We start from the raw sequence: 22,851 nt of genomic DNA, 5'->3' as shown, positions 1-22,851 counted from the left end.
TCAATTTATGAAGTGAATCACTTTTATCAGCCTGATAAATGGATAACGTAGCGGCATTCGGAATCTGTTACTTTTTAAATCAGGTGAAAATTATGCACATTAAACGAGCGATAGAAAAAATCCCTGGCGGGATGATGTTGGTCCCTCTCTTTATCGGTGCGTTGTGTCATACCTTCGCGCCTGATTCCGGTAAATATTTTGGTTCCTTCACCAACGGACTGATGACCGGTACTGTACCGATTCTGGCGGTGTGGTTTTTCTGCATGGGTGCCTCCATCAAACTCAGCGCAACCGGTACGGTATTGCGTAAATCCGGCACACTGGTTGTCACTAAGATAGCGGTCGCCTGGATTGTTGCGGCAGTGGCATCACGGTTCATGCCGGAGAACGGTGTGGAATTTGGCTTCTTCGCCGGGCTTTCGGTGCTGGCGCTGGTTGCATCAATGGATATGACCAACGGTGGCCTGTATGCCTCGGTGATGCAACAATACGGCACAAAAGAAGAGGCGGGCGCGTTTGTGCTGATGTCTCTTGAATCCGGCCCGCTGATGACCATGGTGATCCTCGGCACTGCCGGTATCGCCTCTTTTGAACCGCACGTCTTCGTCGGCGCCGTGTTGCCATTTCTGGTCGGTTTCGGCTTAGGCAATCTCGACCCTGAACTGCGTGAATTCTTCAGCAAAGCAGTACAAACGCTGATCCCATTCTTCGCCTTCGCATTGGGTAATACCATCAACCTGACCGTCATCGCGCAAACCGGTCTGTTAGGCGTATTACTGGGCGTAGCCGTCATTGTCATTACGGGTATTCCGCTGATCCTCGCCGATAAATTCATCGGAGGCGGTGACGGAACAGCCGGTATTGCGGCCTCCAGTTCAGCCGGTGCTGCCGTGGCAACACCGGTGCTGATTGCCGAAATGGTGCCGCAGTTTAAACCGATTGCGCCGGCCGCCACTGCGCTGGTTGCCACATCAGTGATTGTCACTTCAGTTCTCGTGCCGATACTGACCGCGATGTGGTCGAGAAGAGTGAAAAACAAAGCCGTGAAAGGCAAAGTGGCGATGGATCCGCCGATGGCGAGTGTTAAATAACGCCAGATTTGGATTACTCCTCCCCTTCGCAGGGGAGGAAGCATTCCGAAACTATCTTTAAAGTCCTGGCGCTTTCCACATCGACGTCGTCAGTTGCCTGTCCACCAGTCCCAGTTGATCCGCATACACTTCCTGCCAGTTCGCTTTCTGCACCAGATATTTTGCATGATTGGCGACATCCGGTTGATATTCTCGCTCCCAGCGCACCAGTGATTCGCCGGTTTCAGCGAGGGACGAGTAGAGACCTGCTGCAACGCCTGCGGCAATTGCACAACCCAGTGCGGTGGCTTCTTTCACCACGGGCACATGAACCGGAACACCGGTAACATCACTTAAAATCTGACACCATAATTTTCCTTTTGAACCCCCGCCGGAAAACACCAGCGAACGGGCACGTACACCGGAAAACCGGGCGATCATATCCAGATTACAGGCCGAGACGATGGCGGCATTTTCTTCTAATGCACGGAAGAGTACCGGTTTATTGCACTTTTCCGGATCGATAGACAGATTGATGAATGACGGTGCCGCGTGATACCAGTTTTTGAAATGCATGGCATCGGAGAACACTGGCGTGACGCCCCAGGCACCGACAGGTACGCGGGCGGCCATGTCTTCCAGCAAGCTGTAAGCGTCTACGCCAAGACGGTGCGCCATGGTTTTCTCTTCGGTACAGAATGCGTCGCGGAACCAACGCATGGTCAGGCCGGTGAAGAAACTGATGGATTCCGCCTGTGCCATGCCGGGAATGACGTGCGGATTAACGCGGATATTCATTTCGGGATCGGTGACCGCCTGAGGCAGGTTGACGATTTGCTGCCAGAACGTGCCGCCGAGAACGGCGGTCTGGCCGGGGTGCACCAGCCCGAGTCCCAGTGTGCCCAGTTGTGCGTCTCCGCCGCCCATGCCGACCGGCGTTCCGGCTGTCAGACCACAAGCGTCGGCCGCGCGGGCGGTGACATAACCAAGGCGCGTACCGGTTTCAGCCACCGGAGAAAGCATATCGGCGCGCAGACCGGCCATATCCAGCAGCTCAGGCCGCCAGTTGCGGGTGGCTAAATCCAGCATCCCGGTCGTGCCGGCATTTGACGGATCAACCGCCAGTTCGCCGCTGAGCATGTACGCCAGCCAGTCGCTGATCATGGTGATGGTGGCGGCCTGACGGTAAATGTCCGGGCGGTGATGTGCCAGCCACAGCAGACGCGGCATGGCGCTCAGCGCCAGAGTCTGACCGGAGCATTCATAGACTTCGCGTTCAAATTCGAAATCATGGATCTCTTTTAATTCGGAAACTTCACGGCTGGCGCGGGCATCCACATTGGCACAGGCCCAGAGGGGCTCACCGGATTTGTCGTACAGTACGATGCCTTCGCGCATGGAGCAGGCCGCCACGGCACGGATCGCAGAGGCAGGAAGATGCGCCTCCTGCAACGCCTGACGGATACACTGGCAGGCCAGTTGCCAGTTTTTTTGCAGATCAAACTCCATCGAACCGGGTACATCTGGCACCGCCAGATGGATCCATTCAGCCTGTCCGGCAGCAATCTGTTGGCCTTCGGAATTGAAAATCACCGCGCGGATGCTGCCGGTGCCTGCATCCAGCGCCATCAGGTAGCTGCGATCGTGATCAGAGTTTAGGGTAGAGGTCATCAGAATGTTCTCTCGTGCCAGTTTATCGGGCACCGTTTACCTGACCGCCACGCCCCTCACTCCCTGCGGGTCAGTCGAGCAGCGCCAGCATGGCTCTTGCTGTGCTCTCTTCAGTTACCAGTGCGTTAATTCGTTTGCCTTTCAGCGCCGCAACGATGGCTTCGGCTTTCTCGACACCACCTGCGACGCCTAACACCGTCGGAATGCTGGCCAGTTCGTCCGGCGCGACGGCAATCAGCTCATCGTGGATCGCCATGTTTTCTGCCAGCTCACCGTTGCGCTGCATGAAGAAACCGAGAATGTCGCCGACCGCGCCTTTTCGGCCAAATAATAGCTGCTCACCTTCGCTGATATAACCGGAGCGTAAAATGGTCGCATCCTGTTTCTGGTTCAGCGAACCAATGCCGACGACCGCAATATCTGCCGCGCAGGCAGCCAGCATGACATCGTGGACATTACGTTCCTGACGAAAAATGGCCGCCACGCTGGCTGATGATGCGCGCAGCGGCGCAGGAATAATGCTCACACCGCACGCCGCGTCAAGCTGACCAATTCCGGTCATATAAGGCCCGACGCCGCCGGAAAGCGTCACCATGCGGATTTGCTGCGAGGAGATGAACCCGCTCAGATGTTGCAGCGTGCTCATCGCCGTTTCACCAAAACCCACCGCCAGCAATTGCCCCGGCCTGAGCAATGCCATCAGCATGTGCGCTGCGCCAATCCCCAGCCTTGCACTCAACGCACCGTCGGCCAACTGGGGCAGCACACGGATCTGCTGTAAACCAAAGCGTTTGAGCAGTGTGTTTTCCAGCGATAAACACCCCTCAAAACGCGAGTTAATTTGTACGCGGATCACCCCTGACTGTCGGCCTTTTTCCAGCAGGCGTGACACTTTCAGCCGCGTCAAACCAAGCCGTTCACCAATTTCATTCTGGGTCAGGCCGTCGTGGTAATAAAACCACGCGGTGCGCGCCAGCAGTTCCTCTTCACCCATGCTGAATTCCGGATGGTTAGTCAAATCGGAAAGCGTTGTCTTATCATTCATAGTGAACACTTATCAAAATGTAGATCAATTGTTCGTTAACGAAATGTTGTTAACTGTGATGTGTTTGGCAAAATTCAAATGATTACCGCCTGAATCATAACGCAGAGTATATGAGTTGAACAAACTGTGATCAGTACAAAAGTTTTCCCTGTCGCCTCGGTCTAGTTTTATGAACAATGTTAAATCATAAATACATTTGTTCAATAAATGTATCAAGCCAGAGGCCGGTGTATGCAGAGCAGCAAACAGTTATCAGCAGACCTGCAAACCACGGACCTGCTGTTGCAGGTCAGCGGTGTCAGTAAAAGCTTCTCCGGTGTGGCGGTGCTGAAAGACATCGATTTCAGCCTGCTGTACGGAGAAGTCCACGCGCTGCTGGGCGGCAACGGGGCAGGTAAATCGACACTGATGAAAATTATTGCCGGTGTAGAAATGGCCGATTGCGGCACGTTACTGCTTGGCGGCGAACCTTTACTGGCGCTGTCACCGGCGAAAGCACATCAGGCAGGGATTTATCTGGTTCCGCAAGAGCCGATGCTGTTCCCCAGTCTGACCGTGCGCGAAAACATTCTTTTCCGTCTGCCTGCACATCAGGCAAGCGAAAAAAAATTGCAGCAGACGCTCACTGGGCTGGGCTGCAATTTACCGCTGGGTGCGCTGGCCGGAACCCTTGAAGTGGCCGATCAGCAACTGGTGGAAATTCTGCGCGGGCTGATGCGTGACGCGCGACTGTTGATCCTTGATGAACCGACCGCCTCGCTGACACCGGCAGAATCCGCCCGTTTATTCACCCAGGTCCGGCATCTCACCGGACAGGGTGTCGGCGTGGTGTTTATCTCGCACAAACTGCCTGAAATTCGTGCCATTGCGGACCGGGTCAGTGTGATGCGTGATGGCAAAATTGCGCTCAGCGGCAGGCTTGCCGAACTGGATAACGATGCGCTGATCTGTGCCATTACCCCGCATTCACAGGACACCGCGCTGCCGGCAGAACAAAAGCTGTGGCTGGATTTACCCGGCTCCCGGCGTGATAGGGCCGGCAGTGAGCCCGTCTTACAGGTACTAAACCTGACCGGCGAAGGGTTTATCAATATTTCATTCAGCGCCCGCGCAGGAGAAATCGTCGGGCTGGCAGGTGTGGTGGGCGCAGGACGTACGGAACTGGCCGAAACCCTGTATGGCCTGCGCGGGGCGCAAAGTGGTCAGGTTGTACTGATGCAACAAGACATCAGCGGAATGAACACATTACAGCGGCTGAAAAAGGGGCTGGTGTATCTGCCGGAAGACCGCCAGGCGTCCGGCCTCTATCTCGATGCACCATTAAGCTGGAACACCACATCACTGACCTTCAACCGTCAGAGCTGGTGGCTAAATATCAAACGTGAAGCCGCCGTGCTGGAACGTTATCACCGTGCGCTGGGTATTAAATACCGCGACGGTGCACAAACCGCCCGCACACTTTCCGGCGGAAATCAGCAAAAACTGCTTATTGCTAAATGCCTGGAAGCACAACCTGCGGTGCTGATTGTCGATGAACCAACGCGCGGCGTGGATGTGTCAGCACGTGCTGACATTTACCAGCTGTTGCGCAGCGTGGTGCAACAGAACGTTGCAGTGATCCTGATTTCTTCTGATCTGGATGAAATCGAAGGGCTGGCGGATCGGGTATTCGTCATGCATCAGGGCGAAATGAGCGGCGAGTTGCAGGGCAGCGACATCAACGTCAGCAACATCATGCACATTGCGTTTGGTAATCATGCCAACACTCCCGCTACCGGAGGAACCTCATGCTGAAGCGGATACAAAACAACCGTGAACTGACGGCGCTGATAGCGATTATTGCGCTGTTTGCCTTGCTCGGTACGATGGACAGTCAGTCATTCAGCTTCCAGACGCTGGGCATGATTTTCGGCAGTGCGCAGATCCTGATGTTGCTGGCAATGGGGGCAACCGTCGTCATGCTGACCCGCAATATCGACGTTTCGGTCGGCTCCGTTACGGGGTTGTGCGCCGTAACGCTGGGCGTCCTGCTTAACGGCGGTATGAACCTGTCGCTGGCCTGTCTGCTCACTCTCGGCACCGGTTTACTGGCCGGATTATTCAATGGTGTGCTGGTCGCGTGGCTGCGTATTCCGGCAATCGTTGCCACTCTCGGTACGCTGGGCTTATACCGCGGTCTGATGCTGCTGATGACCGGCGGTAAATGGATTGAAGGCTTACCCGCCGGGCTGAAATCTTTATCTGAACCGGTTTTCCTGAGTGTGTCTTCGCTCGGCTGGCTGGTCATTGTATTGCTGGCGGTGATGTTCTGGATACTCGGACGCACGACATTCGGGCGCAGCTTCTACGCTGTTGGTGACAATTTACAGGGTGCACGGCAGCTCGGCGTGGCGGTTAACCGTGTACGCATTCTTGCATTCGGCATTAACGGCATGATGGCTGCCATTGCCGGGATCGTATTCGCCTCGCAAATTGGTTTCGTGCCCAATCAGACCGGCAGCGGGCTGGAGATGAAAGCTATCGCAGCCTGTGTCCTTGGCGGCATCAGCCTGCTCGGTGGTACAGGTTCAATACTGGGTGCCGTACTCGGGGCGTATTTCCTCACACAAATCGACAGTGTGCTGGTGCTGTTACGTTTTCCGGCCTGGTGGAACGATTTCATCGCCGGTCTGGTGTTGCTGGCCGTACTGGTGTTCGACGGCAGATTGCGTCAGGCCTTGCAGAAAAACCTGCGCCGCCAGAAATACGCCCGTTTTCTTTCTGCCACTCAGCCGCCACCAAAGAAACCTTCTGAACGTAAATCACAGCCGCAAAAAAATCTCACGCGGCGGTTAAGTACCGGCAAAAAGAGCGGGGTGGTGTAATGAACAAACTGCAACAATATGGCTGGGAAGCGGCGCTGCTGGCGCTGTTGATCGTGGAAATTTTACTGTTCGGTGTCGCCAATCCGCGCATGCTGGATGCCAGTACGCTGCTGTTCAGCACCAGCGATTTCATCACCATCGGCATCGTGGCGTTGCCGCTGACGCTGGTGATTGTCAGCGGCGGCATAGACATTTCGTTCGGTTCAACCATCGGTCTGTGCGCCATCGCGCTCGGCGTATTATTTCAGGCACACGTACCGCTGGTACTGGCGATACCCCTTACGCTGGCGCTCGGCGCTGCCTGCGGTTTACTGAATGCAGCACTGATCCTTTATACCGGCGTTAATCCGCTGGTTATTACGCTCGGCACACTTTATCTGTTCGGCGGCAGCGCCTTGCTGCTTTCCGGACTGGCGGGCGCAACGGGTTTTGAAGGCATCGGTAATTTTCCGGATACCTTTACCAATTTCGCCAATCTGGTGGTCATCGGCGTGCCGGTGCCACTGCTGATTTTCCTGGCCGCCACACTTTTATTCTGGCTATTGATGCACCGCAGTCGCACCGGCCGCAACGTGTTTCTTATCGGTCAGAATTCGCGTGTGGCGCGTTATGGCGCGCTGCCGGTCAGTCGCACAGTTTTCGCGTTATACGGCATGACCGGGCTGGCATCTGCTGTGGCCGCCATTCTGATGACTTCATACTTCGGCTCAGCCCGTTCTGATCTCGGTAATGCTTTGCTGATGCCGGCGATTACCGCTGTGGTGCTCGGCGGCGCCAATATCTACGGCGGTTCAGGCTCTATTCTCGGCACGGCGCTGGCGACGCTGCTGATCGGCTATCTCCAGCAGGGGTTGCAGATGGTTGGCGTATCGAGCCAGGTATCAAGCGCACTTTCGGGGGCACTGCTGATCCTGGTGGTTATTGGCCGTTCTGCCAGTCTCAATCGTGATCTTATCCGCAGTGTATTCCAGCGTTATCGCCAGCGCGGGTCTGCGTCTTCTTCTTCCTTGACGTCGAAACCATCTATTTCTCAATAAGCCGGGGTGAATAATGAAATCCAATTGTTTGAAAACCTTATTAATTGCCAGTGCTGTAAGCCTGGCCTGCCTCAATGCGCAGGCGGCTGAACGCATCGCGTTTATTCCAAAACTGGTGGGCGTCGGTTATTTCACCAGTGGGGGTAACGGCGCAATGGCCGCCGGTAAAGCGTTGGGGGCAGACGTGACCTATGACGGGCCCACGGAACCGAGCGTGTCCGGTCAGGTGCAGATGATCAACAACTTCGTCAATCAGGGATATAACGCGATTGTGGTTGCTGCAGTGTCACCCGATGGTCTGTGCCCGGCGCTCAAACGTGCCATGCAACGTGGCGTGAAAGTGCTGACCTGGGATTCTGATACCAAACCGGAATGCCGCTCGATTTACATCAATCAGGGCACGCCGCAGCAACTTGGCTCGATGCTGGTGGATATGACCTCCAGTCAGGTGAAAAAAGAAAAGGCCAAGGTGGCGTTTTTTTATTCCAGCCCGACGGTTACCGACCAGAACCAGTGGGTGAAAGAGGCAAAAACCAAAATCGCCAAAGAGCATCCGGGTTGGGAAATCGTCACCACACAATACGGCTATAACGACGCCACCAAATCGCTACAAACCGCCGAAGGTATCCTTAAATCCTACGGGGACCTCGACGCAATCATTGCGCCTGATGCCAACGCATTACCGGCAGCCGCGCAGGCGGCGGAAAATCTTAAACGGACGAACGTGACTATCGTCGGCTTCAGCACACCAAACGTTATGCGGCCGTATGTTGAACGCGGCACGGTGAAACAGTTTGGCCTGTGGGATGTGGTCAGTCAGGGCAAGATTTCGGTTTACGTTGCTGATCAGTTACTGAAAAAAGGCGAGCTTAACGTGGGCGACAAACTGGATGTGCCGGACGTCGGAGCGGTGGAAGTGGTACCGAACAGTGTGCAGGGCTACCAGTATGAGGCCAAAGGTAACGGCATCGTTTTACTGCCCGAACGCGTGGTCTTCACCAAAGACAACATTGGCAAATATGACTTCTGACGAGTAAGGAGAAAATGAAATGGCAGATCTGGACGATATCAGAGACGGTAAAAATTTCGGCATCGGCACGCCGCAGGACAATCATGCATTCTTCCTTAAAGGCAGCGGTCAGCTTGACTGGGGAATGCAATCGCGGCTGGCGCGGATTTTCAATCCTCATTCAGGCCGGACGGTTATGCTGGCATTTGATCATGGCTATTTTCAGGGGCCGACGACGGGTCTTGAACGTATCGACATTAATATTGCGCCTTTGTTTGCGCACACTGACGTACTGATGTGTACCCGTGGCGTGCTGCGCAGCGTGGTGCCTGCTGCGGTGAACAAACCCGTAGTGATGCGGGCTTCCGGCGGTAACTCTATCCTGACTGAACTCTCAAATGAAGCGGTGGCGGTAGCGATAGAAGATGCGCTGCGCCTGAATGTCGCAGCAATGGCGGCACAGGTATATATCGGCAGTGAATATGAACATCAGTCGATTAAAAACATCATCCAGCTGGTTGATCAGGGGATGCGTTATGGCATGCCGACCATGGCGGTGACCGGTGTGGGTAAAGATATGGCGCGTGACCAGCGTTACTTCTCGCTGGCAACCCGAATAGCTGCTGAAATGGGCGCGAACATTATCAAAACCTATTACGTCGATGAAGGTTTTGAGCGTGTGGCAGCGGGATGTCCGGTACCCATCGTGATTGCAGGCGGTAAAAAACTGCCGGAACGTGAGGCGCTGGAGATGTGTTATCAGGCTATTGATCAGGGCGCTTCCGGAGTGGATATGGGGCGCAACATCTTCCAGTCTGAATCGCCGGTCGCGATGCTAAAAGCGGTGAAGGCGGTGGTACATGAAAACGCCAGCGTGGCCCATGCCTACGAACTGTTCCTGAGCGAAAAGGGGTGAATCATGGAAGTGACACTGGTCGAAATTAACATTCACCCGGAAAAGGTGGATGAGTTCCTGGCGGTATTTCACGCTAATCATTTGGGCGCGGTGAAGGAACCGGGAAATCTCAGGTTTGATGTGCTGCAGGATGAGTCGGTACCGACACGATTCTTTATCTATGAGGCCTATCAGGATAACGAGGCTGTACTGGCGCACAAAAAAACAGCGCATTATCTGAAATGTATTGAAGCGCTGGAGGGGATTATGTCGGAGCCGAGGAAGAAGACAACCTTCAAGGGGATTTACCCTTGAACTGTCATTTTTAACTGCAACTGCAAAACCGTGGGCGTCGGCCCACACCGACCAGAGACCCGGTAACGCGCGGGCCTCTGGACTCCGCGCTTTTTTCATTGCGCGCTATCGCTGGTATGAAGGACATATTCTGGTGCATCAGTGTGTGGCGCAAAATGTCATCGCTGCGCGATTCCCGAATTTCAGGCTTCGAGCCATAGGTCTCGAACCATTCATTCGGTGCCATTTTTGAGCACGCCAATCAACCTTTTAAAAGATGAAAAACAGTCTGCCGTTGATTTAAAGATCGTGCGGGCGATTCAGGAATCTTGCTGAACGGAGCGGCCTGGAGACCAGAGGCTCCAGGACCGAGAGAAGGCACCGCGCAGCGGCAAGATTTCCAGCCTGTCGCTGCGATACCTGAAACATAGCCGGCGCGCGGATCACGTGTTTGAAAAAGCGAGGGGAGTTCAGAGGGGAAAAGCTTTTCCCCTCTGGTCGGTTTCGGCACTGTGCTTCAGGTGACCGCTGCACTTGAGAAACCGAAATCTTCCCGATCAGGCCTTCATTGACATTGCCCTGATGGCCAATCCGCCATTACATCAATCCCTCAAGTCTCACATACAACTCCCTGAACACTTTCCTCCGTTCCGCATACGCAGTGTGCTTATCAGCATCCGGCTGATGCACTTGCTCAAGTGGCAGTTCCGGCAGGAACTGCTCCGGCGGTTTTCCCGGATTCATGGCGATTTGCGCTAAACGCGCTGCGCCAAGTGCCGGGCCGACGTCGCCACCCGTGCGGTATTCCAGCGTTTTGCCGCTGATGTCTGCCAGCATCTGACGCCAGTACGGGCTGCGGGCACCGCCGCCAATGAGGGTGACGCTGTGCGGTATCAGGCCGGTTGCATGCAGCACATCCATGCCGTCAGCCAGTGCGAAACCGACACCTTCGAGAACGGCACGGGCGATATCCGCAGGGCCATGCTGATGTGTCAGACCGAACAAAACACCTTTGGCATTCGGGTTATTATGCGGAGTCCGCTCGCCGGAGAGATACGGCAAAAACCATACGGGTGCATTTGCGACCGGAGCCTTTTCAGCCAGATTGATCAGTTCGCCAACGGATGCGGAGCCAGTCAGGTTTGCGGCCCAATCCAGACATGAGGCGGCGCTAAGTATGACGGACATCAAATGCCAGGTATCCGGCAGCGCATGACAGAAACTGTGTACTGCCTGTTGCGGATTACTCAGGAAACCGTCGCTGACGGCGAAATACACACCGGATGTGCCGAGGGAAAGCATAGCTTGTCCGGTTTTGTATAATCCGACACCGACGGCACCCGCCGCATTATCACCACCACCGGCAATCACGGGCACGGAATCCATATTCCAGCGTGAGGCGATTTCAGGCAGCAGATGCCCGGTAATCTGGTTGCCTTCGAAAAGAGCGGGCATCTGTTCGCGGGTCAGGCCGGTTGCAGTAAGTAATGCGTCGCTCCAGTCGCGCCTGGCAACATCCAGCCACATCGTGCCAGCGGCATCTGACATATCGCTGGCGAAAACGCCGGTTATCAGCCAGCGCAGATAATCTTTTGGCAGCAAGACCTTGTTTATTTTAGCAAATACAGCCGGTTCGTTTTTACGCAACCAGAGCAGCTTAGGGGCAGTAAAACCAGGCATCATCAGGTTACCGGTGATCTGGCGGGACGCAGGGACTTCCGCCTCCAGTTGCTGACACTGGCTGAAACTGCGACCGTCGTTCCATAAAATGGCCGGACGTAAGACTTTTTGCTGTGCGTCCAGCAGAGTAGCGCCATGCATCTGACCGGTCAGGCCAATCGCTTTTACACCCCGCAGAGAGTGTTGTTGTGACAGTGCAGATACTGCGCGGTCCGTTACATCCCACCAGTCGGCAGGATTTTGCTCAGACCACAACGGATGCGGGCGGGAAAGGGTTAACGCCTCACTGTGGCTGGCGACCACCCCACCTTCTTCGCTAAGCAAAATGGCTTTGACGCCAGAGGTGCCCAGATCTAATCCGAGATACATAATTTTCCCTTATCTGTTGATCCGAACCTGTAACGTTTAACGCCCTGCAATTCCGCCTATAGCGGGCAGGGCGCCAACTTATTTTAACCGGTTAACCAAACAGGTAGCGGTTAACCAGATTTTCCAGACGCTCCTGCTGACCGCTCTGGTGCTGAGGAGCCAGCGCATTTTGTTGCGCATAGCTGCTCAGGGTTTCCAGTGACATTTTGCCCTGCAGGATCTGCTGACCTAATTCTGTGTTCCAGCCAGCGTAACGCTGGGCAACGTGCTTATCGAGCTCACGGCTTTCAATCATACGGGCTGCCACTTTCAGCGCCAGCGCCATGGTGTCCATTCCGCCGATATGGCCGTAGAACAGGTCATATTTATCGGTGCTTTGGCGACGAACTTTCGAGTCAAAATTCAGACCACCGGTAGTGAAACCGCCTGCTTTGATGATTTCATACATTACCAGTGCATTTTCTTCCACGCTGTTCGGGAACTGATCGGTATCCCAGCCACATTGCGGGTCGCCACGGTTAGCATCGACGGAACCGAAGATACCGAGAGCAATTGCGTTAGCAATTTCATGGTGGAATGAGTGACCGGCCAGCGTGGCATGATTGGCCTCGATATTCACTTTAATCTCTTTTTCCAGACCGAACTGTTTCAGGAAGCCATACACGGAAGCGACATCATAATCGTACTGATGTTTGGTCGGTTCCTGCGGTTTGGGTTCGATCAACAGCGTGCCCTGAAAACCAATTTTATGTTTATGCTCAACCACCATCTGCATGAAGCGACCCAGTTGTTCGCGTTCCTGACGAAGATCAGTGTTGAGCAGGGTTTCGTACCCTTCACGGCCACCCCACAGCACGTAATTTTCGCCGCCCAGTTGTTTGGTGGCGTTCATAGCGTGCACAACCTGTGCGGCGGCCCAGGTATAAATTTCTGGATTAGGATTGGTTGCTGCGCCTGCGCCGTAACGTGGATGGGTGAAGCAGTTAGCTGTACCCCACAATAATTTTACCCCGCTGGCTTCCTGTTTTTGCGCCAGTACATCGGTCATGATGGCAAAATTATTCACGTATTCTTTAATTGATGCGCCTTCCGGCGAGACGTCAACGTCATGGAAGCAATAATAAGGGACGTTCAGTTTCTGGAAAAATTCAAATGCAACATCCGCCTTGCGTTTAGCCAGTTCCAGCGCATCGCCCGCTTGCTGCCATGGGCGATCAAAGGCACCCACACCGAACATATCGTTGCCGTTCCAGCAGAATGTATGCCAGTAACAGGCGGCGAAACGCAGATGCTCAGCCATCGTTTTGCCGAGGATCACTTCTTCAGGGTTGTAATGACGGAATGCCAACGGGTTAGTGCTGTTAGCACCTTCGTAGCGGACTGCGTCGAGTTTGTCGAAATATGCGTGCATTGATAACTCCTTGAAAACGGGCCCAGCGGGACTGGGAGGCTGAGGCTCTATCTTCGGAGTTGACGTTTAATCTCACAATTACGTTATTTCACACTCAATTTAATAGAATTATTAAGTGTGCGGCAGATCGCATAAATAACCCTTTTTCTTGTCATTTTTTACCCGCTTTCCATGACATCACGATAATAAAAGTACCTGGCTTGTGCGTATTACAATCAAACCATGATCACCATCATAGTTCCTAAAATAAACAAAAAATCGTAATGCAGTGATTAAAATCTGCAATTGCCGATTAATTACCCAGCGACAACAATCCTTGTGTCATTGCTGTACATACTTCTCTGTATCTGCCTCTACTTATTCTTATAAAAGGTCTGACATGATGAAAATGAATAAAGTAATTCTTTCTGCCTGTGCCGCATTAGTGCTTTTTAGCCAGTCAGGGTTAGCGAAAGAAATTAAAATTGGCATGGCTATTGATGACTTACGTTTAGAACGCTGGCAAAAAGACCGTGATATTTTTGTGGCTAAAGCCAAAACGCTGGGAGCGGATGTTTTTGTGCAATCCGCCAACGGCAATGAAGAAACACAAATGGCGCAGATTGAAAATATGATCAATCGCGGCGTTGATGTGCTGGTCATCATTCCGTACAACGGCGAAGTGCTCAGTAACGTGATTGCCGAAGCTAAGCAGGAAGGCATCAAAGTGCTGGCGTATGACCGCATGATCAACAACGCGGATATTGATTTTTATATCTCTTTTGACAATGAAAAAGTCGGCGAACTCCAGGCACAAAGCCTGGTTCAGCGTGTACCGCAGGGAAATTATTTCCTGATGGGGGGCTCACCGGTGGATAACAATGCCAAGCTGTTCCGCGCTGGCCAGATGAAGGTGCTGAATCCGCTCATCAAAGACGGAAAGATTAAAATCGTGGGCGATCAGTGGGCTGACGGGTGGTTGCCGGAAAACGCCTTAAAAATTATGGAAAATGCCCTGACCGCTAACAACAATAAAATTGATGCGGTGGTGGCATCTAACGATGCAACAGCCGGGGGCGCAGTGCAGGCACTGTCAGCACAAGGGCTGGCAGGGAAAGTGGCTATTTCGGGGCAGGATGCCGACCTTGCTGCAATTAAACGAATCGAAGCCGGCACTCAAACCATGACCGTTTACAAGCCAATTACTAAACTGGCCAATGATGCTGCAGAAATTGCAGTGCAGTTAGGTAAAGGAGAAACCCCGAAATCAAATGCCACATTAAATAATGGTAAAAAAGAGGTGCCATCTTATTTATTGACACCGATTCAGGTGGATAAAAGTAATATTGAAAGCACCGTAGTGGCTGATGGATTCCACAAAAAGTCAGACCTTTAATTTTTCAATATTTTCTATGGAAACAACACCTCCTTGTGGAGGTGTTGTTTCTGCCGGGGGTGAAAATGCCAGAACAATATGAAAAATTACCGTTGCTGGATATGCGCAATATCACTAAGAGGTTTGGTGTGGTAAAAGCCGTTGATAATATTAGCCTGACGTTATCTGCGGGAGAAGTGTTATCACTGTGCGGTGAAAATGGGTCAGGTAAATCCACATTAATGAAAGTGTTGTGCGGTATTTATCCGCAAGGCACATTTGAAGGTGAAATTTATTTTTCAGGAGAACGGCTTACAGCGAAGGGTATCCGGGATACCGAGCAAAAAGGAATTGCGATTATTCATCAGGAACTCGCGCTGGTAAAACAACTGAGCGTACTGGAAAACATGTTTCTGGGAAATGAGTGGGGCAGTTACGGGATGCTCGATACCGATAAAATGTATTTGCGCTGCCAGCGCATGCTGGCGCAGGTCAAACTCAATATTGACCCGCATACACGGGTTGGTGAACTGGGCCTTGGGCAGCGGCAACTGGTTGAAATTGCCAAAGCGCTGAACAAGCAGGTCCGGTTGCTGGTGCTGGACGAACCGACGGCGTCTCTGACCGAAAGTGAAACGGCGATTTTGCTCGATATCATTCGTGACCTGCGTCATCACGATATCGCCTGCATTTACATTTCCCACAAACTCAACGAAGTCAAAGCCATTTCCGACAAACTGTGTGTGATCCGTGATGGGAGACATATCGCCACCTGCAATGCCGCAGGGACATCGGAGAAAGAAATTATCGCCATGATGGTGGGGCGCGAACTGACTGAGCTCTTTCCGTCCCGTGAACGCCAGATCGGTGAAGAAATTTTACGGGTGGAAAATCTCACTGCCTGGCATCCGGTTAACCGGCATATCAAACGGGTGGATAACGCCGGTTTTACCCTGCGGCAGGGCGAGGTGCTGGGTGTCGCCGGGCTGGTGGGCGCCGGAAGAACAGAAATGATGGAATGTTTGTACGGTGTTTATCCCGGACGCTGGTCGGGAGATATCTGGCTGCAAGGTTCAAAAGTGCAGATCACCGATTGCCGTGATGCGATGCGCCGCGGGCTGGCGATGGTGCCTGAAGACCGTAAACGTGACGGCATCGTGCCGGTGATGGCGGTTGGCAGCAACATTACGCTGGCGGCGTTAAGTCAGTTCAGCGGCGGCGGTGTTCTGCGCGAAGCCCAGGAACAGCACACTATCAGTGAGTCAGTGAAGCAACTCAAAATCAAAACATCTTCTCCCGAACTGGCGATCGGGCGGCTCAGTGGTGGCAATCAGCAAAAAGCCATTCTGGCGAGGTGTCTGCTGCTCAAACCTAAAATCCTCATTCTTGATGAACCGACGCGCGGGATCGACGTCGGGGCAAAACATGAAATTTACAAATTGATCGGCCAGCTCGCGGCGCAGGGAATGGCGATTATCGTCATCTCATCAGAGTTACCCGAAGTGCTGGGGCTCAGCGATCGGGTAGTAGTGATGCATCTCGGGCAGGTCAAAGCCTGTCTGGATAACAATAATTTAAGTCAGGAACAGGTCATGGAAGCCGCACTGAGGAGTGAATCTTATGTCTAAATTTCCACAGCCGGGAACCCCGTCTGCGTCAGCCCGTCCCGATGAGGCTGACGTGTTATTTTCGATACAGAAACTAAAAAGCATTAACCTGCAGGTATTCGTCATGCTGGCGGCCATTGCGGTGATTATTGTCTTTTTCAGCGTGACCACCGATGGCGCATATATCAGTGCCCGTAACGTGTCTAACCTGCTGCGCCAGACGGCAATCACCGGCATTCTGGCTGTCGGTATGGTATTTGTCATTATCTCGGCGGAAATCGACCTGTCAGTCGGCTCCATGATGGGATTACTCGGTGGCGCGGCGGCAATTTTCGATGTCTGGCTCAGCTGGCCGTTGCCGCTCACTATTGTGGTGACACTGGCGCTCGGATTGTTACTGGGTGCCTGGAATGGCTGGTGGGTCGCGTATCGCAAGGTCCCCTCATTTATCGTAACCCTGGCCGGAATGCTGGCGTTTCGCGGCATTTTGATTGGTATCACCAGCGGCACCACGGTATCGCCGACAACCCCTGCCATGTCATTAATTGGTCAGAGTTATCTGCCTGATTCTTTCGGTTTTGGTATTGGCGCCATTGCGCTGGCCCTGTTCATTGGCTGGCAATGGCGCAGGCGCAAACAGCGGGCGGCACTGGGTTTGCCGCTGACAGCAGCAAAAAGTGATGTGACCCGTCAGGCTCTCACTGCGATTATTGCGCTGGGGGCTATTTACCTGCTCAATGATTATCGCGGTGTGCCGACGCCCGTGCTGATTCTGGTGGCGCTGATGCTGGGCGGCATGTTCATGGCCTCCCGTACTGCATTTGGTCGCCGTATTTATGCGATTGGCGGCAACATAGAAGCGGCACGGTTATCCGGCGTTAACGTGGAGCGCAGCAAACTGGCGGTGTTTGCGATCAACGGGCTGATGGTAGCGATTGCCGGTCTGATCCTCAGTTCGCGGTTGGGGGCTGGTTCGCCTTCGGCGGGCAATATCGCGGAACTGGATGCCATCGCGGCTTGTGTTATTGGCGGAACCAGCCTTGCAGGCGGTGTTGGCAGCGTGGCCGGTGCCGTTATGGGGGCTTTCATTATGGCCTCGCTGGATAACGGCATGAGCATGCTGGATGTGCCGACGTTCTGGCAATACATCGTCAAAGGCGCGATTTTACTGCTGGCGGTCTGGATGGATTCTGCGACCAAACGGCGCGCATAAAGTCAGCGAAGATCACCGTGATGGCGGACTGTCATTCAGGAAAACCTGAGGAGCCTCACAAATTCGCTATGCCAAATCTACGTAAGCCCTTGTGTTGTGCTATTGACCAACCCAATCAGCCTCATTCATTAGTGCAAATGAATGAGGCTTTAGTCTATTAGATCATCGGTGAGAAACAGGTATGTTTGAAAAACGTTATCGGATCACGTTGTTATTTAACGCCAATAAAGTCTATGACCGTCAGGTCGTCGAAGGCGTAGGTGAATACCTTCAGGCCTCACAAAGTGACTGGGATATCTTTATTGAGGAAGATTTCCGCTGTCGCATCGACAACATTAAAGACTGGCTAGGTGATGGCGTGATCGCCGATTTTGACGACCGTGAAATTGAAACGTTGCTCGAAGGTCTCAACGTGCCGATTGTCGGCGTGGGCGGTTCCTATCATCAGGAAGAAGATTATCCGCCGGTACATTATATCGCTACCGACAACTACGCACTGGTTGAAGCGGCCTTTATGCACCTGAAAGAAAAGGGGATTAACCGTTTTGCATTTTACGGTCTGCCTGATGCAGGGGGAAAGCGCTGGGCGCAGGAACGCGAGCATGCGTTCAGAAAGCTGGTGTCTGCCGAGCAGTATCAGGGCGTAGTCTATCAGGGCATGGAAACCGCACCGGAAAATTGGCAGCACGCCCAGAACCGGCTGGCGGATTGGATCCAGACACTGCCACAGCAAACCGGCATTATTGCTGTCACCGACGCCCGGGCGCGGCATCTGTTACAGGTATGCGAGCATCTGAATATTCCTGTGCCAGAAAAGCTTTGCGTCATTGGTATCGATAATGAGGAACTGACGCGCTACCTGTCGCGTGTCGCGTTGTCATCCGTAGTACAGGGCACGCGTCAGATGGGCTATCGCGCCGCGAAACTTTTGCATCAGTTGTTGGATCAGCGCGAATTGCCGTTACAGCGTATTCTGGTGCCGCCGGTGAAGGTAGTAGAGCGTCGTTCAACGGATTTCCGATCACTGCGTGACCCTGCCGTCATTCAGGCTATGCATTACATCCGTTATCACGCCTGCAAAGGGATTAAAGTTGAGCAGGTGCTGGATGCCATTGGCATGTCGCGATCTAACCTTGAGAAACGTTTTAAAGATGAAACCGGGCAAACGATTCACGGAGTGATCCACGAAGAAAAACTCGATCGTGCCCGCAATCTGCTGGCCGCCACCTCGATTTCTATCAATGAGATCTCGCAAATGTGCGGTTATCCTTCGCTGCAATATTTCTATTCAGTATTTAAAAAAGGCTATGAAATGACGCCTAAAGAATACCGTAGCATTCATGGCGAAAGTGTTTATCAGGACGTTTAGGCACCGCATAAAAAAGCCCCGCAGCCCGGAAAGGCGGCGAGGCCGGTTATTGATGAATTTTATAACGTAATCACGAACTCTTTACAGCCCGCTTCGGGTGTCAGGACGATGCCCGATGCCTGAATTGCTGATGTGCCCTGACTAAAACCGGCTATCTGCTGAATATTACGCAGACAGAGCGTCCAGCCTGGCGCGTCGCCTTTACTGGTCAGAATGATGGTGTTGCCATTGCGCACCGCGCTGAGAGTGAAGACGGTTTTCCCGCTCAGATCCGTGATCGCGCTTTCCGCGACCGCGCCTTCTTCCAGTTCGAACAAATGGAATTGAGGCTGCTGGTTGTAAACATAATCCGGCTTCTGATCATTGCTGCCAAGCGCCAGCAAGGTATTCGGACGGACATACAACGGCAAACTGTCGAAGCCATGCTGCTGACGATGCCAGCGTGAGCCTTCAGCCACGTCGTTGCTCAGAAGATGCGTCCAGCGGCCTTGTGGCAGATAGAAATCGACGTCGCCTTCTTCGCTGAAAACGGGGGCCACCAGCAGGTCGTCACCGAGCATATATTGGCGATCGAGATAATCGCATGCCGGATCTTCAGGGAACTCCAGCATCATGGCGCGCATCACCGGCGTTCCATGACTGGCGGCCTGTGCAGATGCCGGGTAGAGATACGGCATCAGGCGGCATTTAAGCTGCGTGAACTGGCGTACCACGTCGCAGGCTTCATCGTCATATACCCACGGCACACGATAGGATTTACTGCCATGCAGGCGGCTGTGGCTGGAGAGCAGGCCGAATGCGCACCAGCGTTTGTAGATATGTGCCGGTGCGGTGTTTTCGAAGCCGCCAATGTCATGGCTCCAGAAACCAAAGCCGGACAACCCGATGGATAATCCGCCGCGCAGGCTTTCAGCCATGGACTCGTAAGTGGCATAACAGTCACCACCCCAGTGAACCGGGAATTGTTGTGCGCCCACCGAGGCTGAGCGGGCAAACAGGACTGCTTCATCGGCACCAAGCTTATCCTGCAATGTTTCGTACACCAGTTTGTTGTACACAAACGCATAATGGTTATGCATCTTCTGCGGATCACTGCCGTCGTGCCAGATAACATCGGTAGGAATACGTTCACCGAAATCGGTTTTGAAGCAATCTACGCCCATATCCACCAGACGTTTCAGGTGTCCGGCGTACCATTCGCAGGCCTGTGGATTGGTGAAATCGACAATCCCCATGCCTGCCTGCCATTTATCCCACTGCCAGACACGACCGTCAGGGCGTTTGAGCAGATAGCCTTTTACTTTGCCCTCATGGAACAGCGGCGATTTTTGGCCGATGTACGGATTGATCCACACGCAGATTTTCAGACCGCGCGCTTTCAGGCGCTGCAACATACCCTGTGGATCCGGGAAAGTTTGCGGATCCCATTCGAAATCACACCACTGGAAAGCCTTCATCCAGAAGCAGTCAAAATGGAAAACATGCAGTGGCAGTTCACGTTCTGCCATGCCATCAATAAAGCTGTTGACGGTTGCTTCATCATAATTGGTGGTAAACGAAGTCGTCAGCCACAGGCCAAACGACCAGGCTGGTGGAAGTGCAGGGCGGCCGGTCAGGCGGGTATAACGGTCGAGCACTTTTTTCGGCGTCGGGCCATCGATAACAAAATATTCGAGATACTCGCCTTCCACGCTGAACTGCACCTTGGAGACTTTTTCAGAGCCAACTTCAAAAGACACACATTCGGGATGATTCACCAGCACGCCATAGCCGCGGTTCGTCAGGTAGAACGGAATGTTTTTGTAGGATTGCTCTGTGCTGGTGCCGCCGTCACGGTTCCAGGTCTCAACCGTCTGACCATTTTTAACCAGTGCGGTGAAACGCTCTCCCAGGCCGTAAACCGTTTCGCCGACGCCCAGATCCAGACGTTCCATCATGTAGGTTTTCTGTGTTTTCGCATCTTGCACATAGCCGTTAGACTTCGCAACACTGCCGGTGATCCGGCGGCCGTTGCGCAGGAAATCCAGCGTCCAGTTATTGCCTTTGGTCACACGAACACAGAGATCACCGCTGTGCAGTGCGGCGAATTCATCGTTATCTTCAAAACGCAGTTCTGGTGTGTCGGTTTGGATTAACGCGTAATGCGGGCCTTTCTCTCTTTCACCATCAAAATGAGTAATGCGTACACCTATTACGCCGGTCTGCGGTGAGAAGAAACGCAGCGTAAACAGCGGTGAGTCGAGCTGGCTGGCGCGTTCCGATGCATCTTTCGGCGCGGCGTAAATCACCATCTCATTTCCTGAGCGTTGTACTTCAAACACCTGAAGCGGATGCGTGAGTGACAATCCTTCCTGGATCAACCAGTTACCATCACTGATTTTCATTAATTTTTCTCCTCTAGCCCTTCATCCTTCATACTGACTCTGCGTTGGCTGCCTTCGCGAACCCCGGCCACATACTTATGTATGCTCCCGGGGATTCACTGAGTTGCCCTCTTGATTCAGCACGAATGATTTTGGGCATGTTCAGTTAAAACAGTTTCAGTTCTTCAAAAGCAGATTTATTTCATAAATTCTTGCTGATTACGGCGGATGCCCTGTGCGACCTCATCAAGGATGCGGCGCAGCAGCGGGGTGCGAAGAATGTAATAGCGTTTACAGATGATGGCGCTCAGCAGATAACAGACGGCCGGAACCACCGTAAACAGTGCGACAATGCTGGTCATGGTGGCACTGTTTTGAGTGGCAGCACCGGACTGATAACCGGCACCTGCCAGCATCCAGCCGATCATGGCACCAGCCAGTGCCAGACCGAGTTTCAGCACAAACAGAGTGCCTGCAAAGCTGATACCCGTGAGGCGTTTTCCGTCGTTCCATTCACCGTAATCGACAGTGTCAGACATCATTACCCATTGAATCGGGGTCACGAGCTGATGGAGGACGCCGATAATAAAGATAAAGATAAACATCACAACGCTGCCGTGAACAGGCAGGAAGAACATGCCGATGCTCAGAACCGCCAGAATGGCGTTAGTCCACCAGAAAACGCTGACCTTACATTTCCAGTCGGTAAGCGGCTTCGCCAGTGCGCTGCCGATCAGGTTGCCGACGGAATACACGCCAAGGAACCAGGCGAACAGCACCGGATTGCCGAGAATGTACGTCACGTAATACATCATGGCGCCGCCGCGAACCGCGACCGCCATGATATTGAGGATGGTCAGCAGGCCGACAATACGCCACTGGTCGTTGTGCCAGATGTCACGTAAGTCTTCGCGCATGGTGCCGGTCGGTTTGCCCGGGTCAATACGTTCTTTGGTCGTGGCAAAACAAATCGCCAGCATCACGGCAGCGACAATCGCCAGTACCGCAATCCCGCCCTGATAACCGAGCGCTTTATTTTCACCGCCGATAAAGTTAACCAGCGGCATCATCAGCACGGTACTTAGCATGCCGCCTGCCGTGGCGAGAACAAAGCGGTACGATTGCAGCGAAATCCGCTGCGCCGGGTCAGAGGTAATCACACCGCCGAGAGCGCAATAAGGAATATTGACCACGGTATACATCAGCGTCAGCAGGGTATATGTGATGGCGGCATAAATCATTTTGCCGGTCATGCTTAGCTCCGGCGTGGTGTAGGTGAATACGCAGACGATGCCAAAAGGAATGGCGCCGAAGAGCACATAAGGGCGGAATTTTCCCCAGCGCGTGCGGGTACGGTCTGCCAGTAATCCCATGCACGGGTCCGAGATCGCGTCCAGTGCGCGGGCCAGCAGGAACATTGTACCGACGTAACCCGCCGGAATGCCGAAAATATCGGTATAGAAAAACATCATGTAGAGCATGACGTTATCGAAAATGATATGACTGGCGGCGTCACCTAATCCGTATCCAATCTTTTCCTTGACCGAAAGGATTTCTGTACTCATTGCGTGAATGTCCATATGAAAAGGGAGAGTACGTT

General features: G+C 53.2%; 17 protein-coding genes. 11 read left to right on the top strand and 6 right to left on the bottom strand.

Annotated features, from left to right (window positions below):
- The first annotated feature begins 92 nt into the window (after positions 1-92).
- Complete coding sequence (gene kdgT / locus ETV65_RS03185) at positions 93-1,091, top strand: 2-keto-3-deoxygluconate transporter (RefSeq protein ID WP_129951541.1); 999 nt, start codon at positions 93-95, stop codon at positions 1,089-1,091.
- Positions 1,092-1,148: 57 nt separating this feature from the next.
- On the opposite strand, the gene lsrK is transcribed toward kdgT, so the two are convergent.
- Together lsrK and lsrR are read right to left on the bottom strand one after the other, a co-directional pair.
- Positions 1,149-2,741, bottom strand: a complete 1,593-nt coding sequence (gene lsrK, locus ETV65_RS03180; RefSeq protein ID WP_129951540.1) for an autoinducer-2 kinase — start codon at positions 2,739-2,741, stop codon at positions 1,149-1,151.
- A 70-nt stretch (positions 2,742-2,811) separates the two neighbouring features.
- Positions 2,812-3,786 carry a transcriptional regulator LsrR gene (gene lsrR / locus ETV65_RS03175; RefSeq protein ID WP_129951539.1) on the bottom strand — a complete coding sequence of 325 codons (975 nt, stop codon included), beginning with the start codon at positions 3,784-3,786 and terminating at the stop codon, positions 2,812-2,814.
- A gap of 231 nt (positions 3,787-4,017) precedes the next feature.
- On the opposite strand from lsrR, the gene lsrA reads away from it, so the two are divergent.
- Genes lsrA through lsrG form a run of 6 tightly spaced genes read left to right on the top strand, consistent with a single transcriptional unit; the run spans position 4,018 to position 9,906 of the window.
- Positions 4,018-5,580: an autoinducer 2 ABC transporter ATP-binding protein LsrA gene (lsrA, locus tag ETV65_RS03170; RefSeq protein WP_129951538.1), complete on the top strand. Its 1,563-nt coding sequence runs from the start codon at positions 4,018-4,020 to the stop codon at positions 5,578-5,580.
- Positions 5,574-6,650: an autoinducer 2 ABC transporter permease LsrC gene (lsrC, locus tag ETV65_RS03165; protein ID WP_129951537.1), complete on the top strand. Its 1,077-nt coding sequence runs from the start codon at positions 5,574-5,576 to the stop codon at positions 6,648-6,650. The genes lsrA and lsrC overlap by 7 nt, the downstream gene beginning before the upstream one ends.
- Positions 6,650-7,687: an autoinducer 2 ABC transporter permease LsrD gene (gene lsrD / locus ETV65_RS03160; RefSeq protein ID WP_129951536.1), complete on the top strand. Its 1,038-nt coding sequence runs from the start codon at positions 6,650-6,652 to the stop codon at positions 7,685-7,687. The genes lsrC and lsrD overlap by 1 nt, the downstream gene beginning before the upstream one ends.
- A 13-nt stretch (positions 7,688-7,700) precedes the next feature.
- Positions 7,701-8,717, top strand: a complete 1,017-nt coding sequence (lsrB, locus tag ETV65_RS03155; protein WP_129951535.1) for an autoinducer 2 ABC transporter substrate-binding protein LsrB — start codon at positions 7,701-7,703, stop codon at positions 8,715-8,717.
- Between the two features lie 19 nt (positions 8,718-8,736).
- The gene (gene lsrF, locus ETV65_RS03150) at positions 8,737-9,612 is read left to right on the top strand and encodes a 3-hydroxy-5-phosphonooxypentane-2,4-dione thiolase (protein ID WP_129951534.1); all 876 of its coding nucleotides are present in this window, start codon (positions 8,737-8,739) and stop codon (positions 9,610-9,612) included.
- A 3-nt stretch (positions 9,613-9,615) separates the two neighbouring features.
- A complete protein-coding gene (lsrG, locus tag ETV65_RS03145; RefSeq protein ID WP_129951533.1) occupies positions 9,616-9,906 on the top strand; it encodes a (4S)-4-hydroxy-5-phosphonooxypentane-2,3-dione isomerase in 291 nt (96 codons plus the stop codon).
- Between the two features lie 576 nt (positions 9,907-10,482).
- Here the strand turns inward: lsrG and xylB are convergent.
- Positions 10,483-11,934, bottom strand: a complete 1,452-nt coding sequence (gene xylB, locus ETV65_RS03140; RefSeq protein ID WP_129951532.1) for a xylulokinase — start codon at positions 11,932-11,934, stop codon at positions 10,483-10,485.
- Between the two features lie 91 nt (positions 11,935-12,025).
- Positions 12,026-13,345, bottom strand: coding sequence for a xylose isomerase (xylA, locus tag ETV65_RS03135; protein ID WP_129951531.1), 1,320 nt, complete (start codon positions 13,343-13,345; stop codon positions 12,026-12,028).
- Between the two features lie 382 nt (positions 13,346-13,727).
- Between xylA and xylF the strand changes: the two genes are divergently transcribed.
- The 4 genes from xylF (at position 13,728) to xylR (ending at position 18,888) form a co-directional block, all read left to right on the top strand.
- Positions 13,728-14,720 (top strand): D-xylose ABC transporter substrate-binding protein, encoded by a 993-nt coding sequence (gene xylF / locus ETV65_RS03130; protein WP_129952122.1) that lies wholly within the window; start codon positions 13,728-13,730, stop codon positions 14,718-14,720.
- A gap of 65 nt (positions 14,721-14,785) precedes the next feature.
- Positions 14,786-16,327, top strand: coding sequence for a xylose ABC transporter ATP-binding protein (locus tag ETV65_RS03125; protein WP_129951530.1), 1,542 nt, complete (start codon positions 14,786-14,788; stop codon positions 16,325-16,327).
- Positions 16,320-17,519, top strand: coding sequence for a xylose ABC transporter permease XylH (xylH, locus tag ETV65_RS03120; RefSeq protein ID WP_129951529.1), 1,200 nt, complete (start codon positions 16,320-16,322; stop codon positions 17,517-17,519). The genes ETV65_RS03125 and xylH overlap by 8 nt, the downstream gene beginning before the upstream one ends.
- Before the next feature lie 181 nt (positions 17,520-17,700).
- Complete coding sequence (gene xylR / locus ETV65_RS03115) at positions 17,701-18,888, top strand: D-xylose utilization transcriptional activator XylR (RefSeq protein WP_129951528.1); 1,188 nt, start codon at positions 17,701-17,703, stop codon at positions 18,886-18,888.
- 59 nt (positions 18,889-18,947) lie between these two features.
- Here the strand turns inward: xylR and yicI are convergent, their stop codons facing one another.
- Positions 18,948-21,272, bottom strand: coding sequence for an alpha-xylosidase (yicI, locus tag ETV65_RS03110; protein ID WP_129951527.1), 2,325 nt, complete (start codon positions 21,270-21,272; stop codon positions 18,948-18,950).
- A gap of 176 nt (positions 21,273-21,448) precedes the next feature.
- Complete coding sequence (locus ETV65_RS03105; RefSeq protein ID WP_129951526.1) at positions 21,449-22,816, bottom strand: glycoside-pentoside-hexuronide family transporter; 1,368 nt, start codon at positions 22,814-22,816, stop codon at positions 21,449-21,451.
- Positions 22,817-22,851: the final 35 nt, after the last annotated feature.

Origin of the sequence: Rahnella sp. RFA10(1/100) (assembly GCF_004195115.1) — a bacterium.
Taxonomy (GTDB): Bacteria; Pseudomonadota; Gammaproteobacteria; order Enterobacterales; family Enterobacteriaceae; genus Rahnella; species Rahnella perminowiae.
This window is presented reverse-complemented; position numbering and strand designations above follow the sequence as displayed.

Excerpts from the sequence above, each read along its gene's own strand:
- xylF (WP_129952122.1), top strand. The coding sequence starts at position 13,728 with ATGAAAATGAATAAAGTAATTCTTTCTGCCTGTGCCGCATTAGTGCTT.
- yicI (WP_129951527.1), bottom strand. The coding sequence starts at position 21,272 with ATGAAAATCAGTGATGGTAACTGGTTGATCCAGGAAGGATTGTCACTC.
- lsrB (WP_129951535.1), top strand. The coding sequence starts at position 7,701 with ATGAAATCCAATTGTTTGAAAACCTTATTAATTGCCAGTGCTGTAAGC.
- lsrA (WP_129951538.1), top strand. The coding sequence starts at position 4,018 with ATGCAGAGCAGCAAACAGTTATCAGCAGACCTGCAAACCACGGACCTG.
- ETV65_RS03105 (WP_129951526.1), bottom strand. The coding sequence starts at position 22,816 with ATGAGTACAGAAATCCTTTCGGTCAAGGAAAAGATTGGATACGGATTA.
- xylR (WP_129951528.1), top strand. The coding sequence starts at position 17,701 with ATGTTTGAAAAACGTTATCGGATCACGTTGTTATTTAACGCCAATAAA.
- lsrK (WP_129951540.1), bottom strand. The coding sequence starts at position 2,741 with ATGACCTCTACCCTAAACTCTGATCACGATCGCAGCTACCTGATGGCG.
- kdgT (WP_129951541.1), top strand. The coding sequence starts at position 93 with ATGCACATTAAACGAGCGATAGAAAAAATCCCTGGCGGGATGATGTTG.
- lsrD (WP_129951536.1), top strand. The coding sequence starts at position 6,650 with ATGAACAAACTGCAACAATATGGCTGGGAAGCGGCGCTGCTGGCGCTG.
- lsrG (WP_129951533.1), top strand. The coding sequence starts at position 9,616 with ATGGAAGTGACACTGGTCGAAATTAACATTCACCCGGAAAAGGTGGAT.
- lsrF (WP_129951534.1), top strand. The coding sequence starts at position 8,737 with ATGGCAGATCTGGACGATATCAGAGACGGTAAAAATTTCGGCATCGGC.
- xylB (WP_129951532.1), bottom strand. The coding sequence starts at position 11,934 with ATGTATCTCGGATTAGATCTGGGCACCTCTGGCGTCAAAGCCATTTTG.
- lsrR (WP_129951539.1), bottom strand. The coding sequence starts at position 3,786 with ATGAATGATAAGACAACGCTTTCCGATTTGACTAACCATCCGGAATTC.
- lsrC (WP_129951537.1), top strand. The coding sequence starts at position 5,574 with ATGCTGAAGCGGATACAAAACAACCGTGAACTGACGGCGCTGATAGCG.
- xylH (WP_129951529.1), top strand. The coding sequence starts at position 16,320 with ATGTCTAAATTTCCACAGCCGGGAACCCCGTCTGCGTCAGCCCGTCCC.
- ETV65_RS03125 (WP_129951530.1), top strand. The coding sequence starts at position 14,786 with ATGCCAGAACAATATGAAAAATTACCGTTGCTGGATATGCGCAATATC.
- xylA (WP_129951531.1), bottom strand. The coding sequence starts at position 13,345 with ATGCACGCATATTTCGACAAACTCGACGCAGTCCGCTACGAAGGTGCT.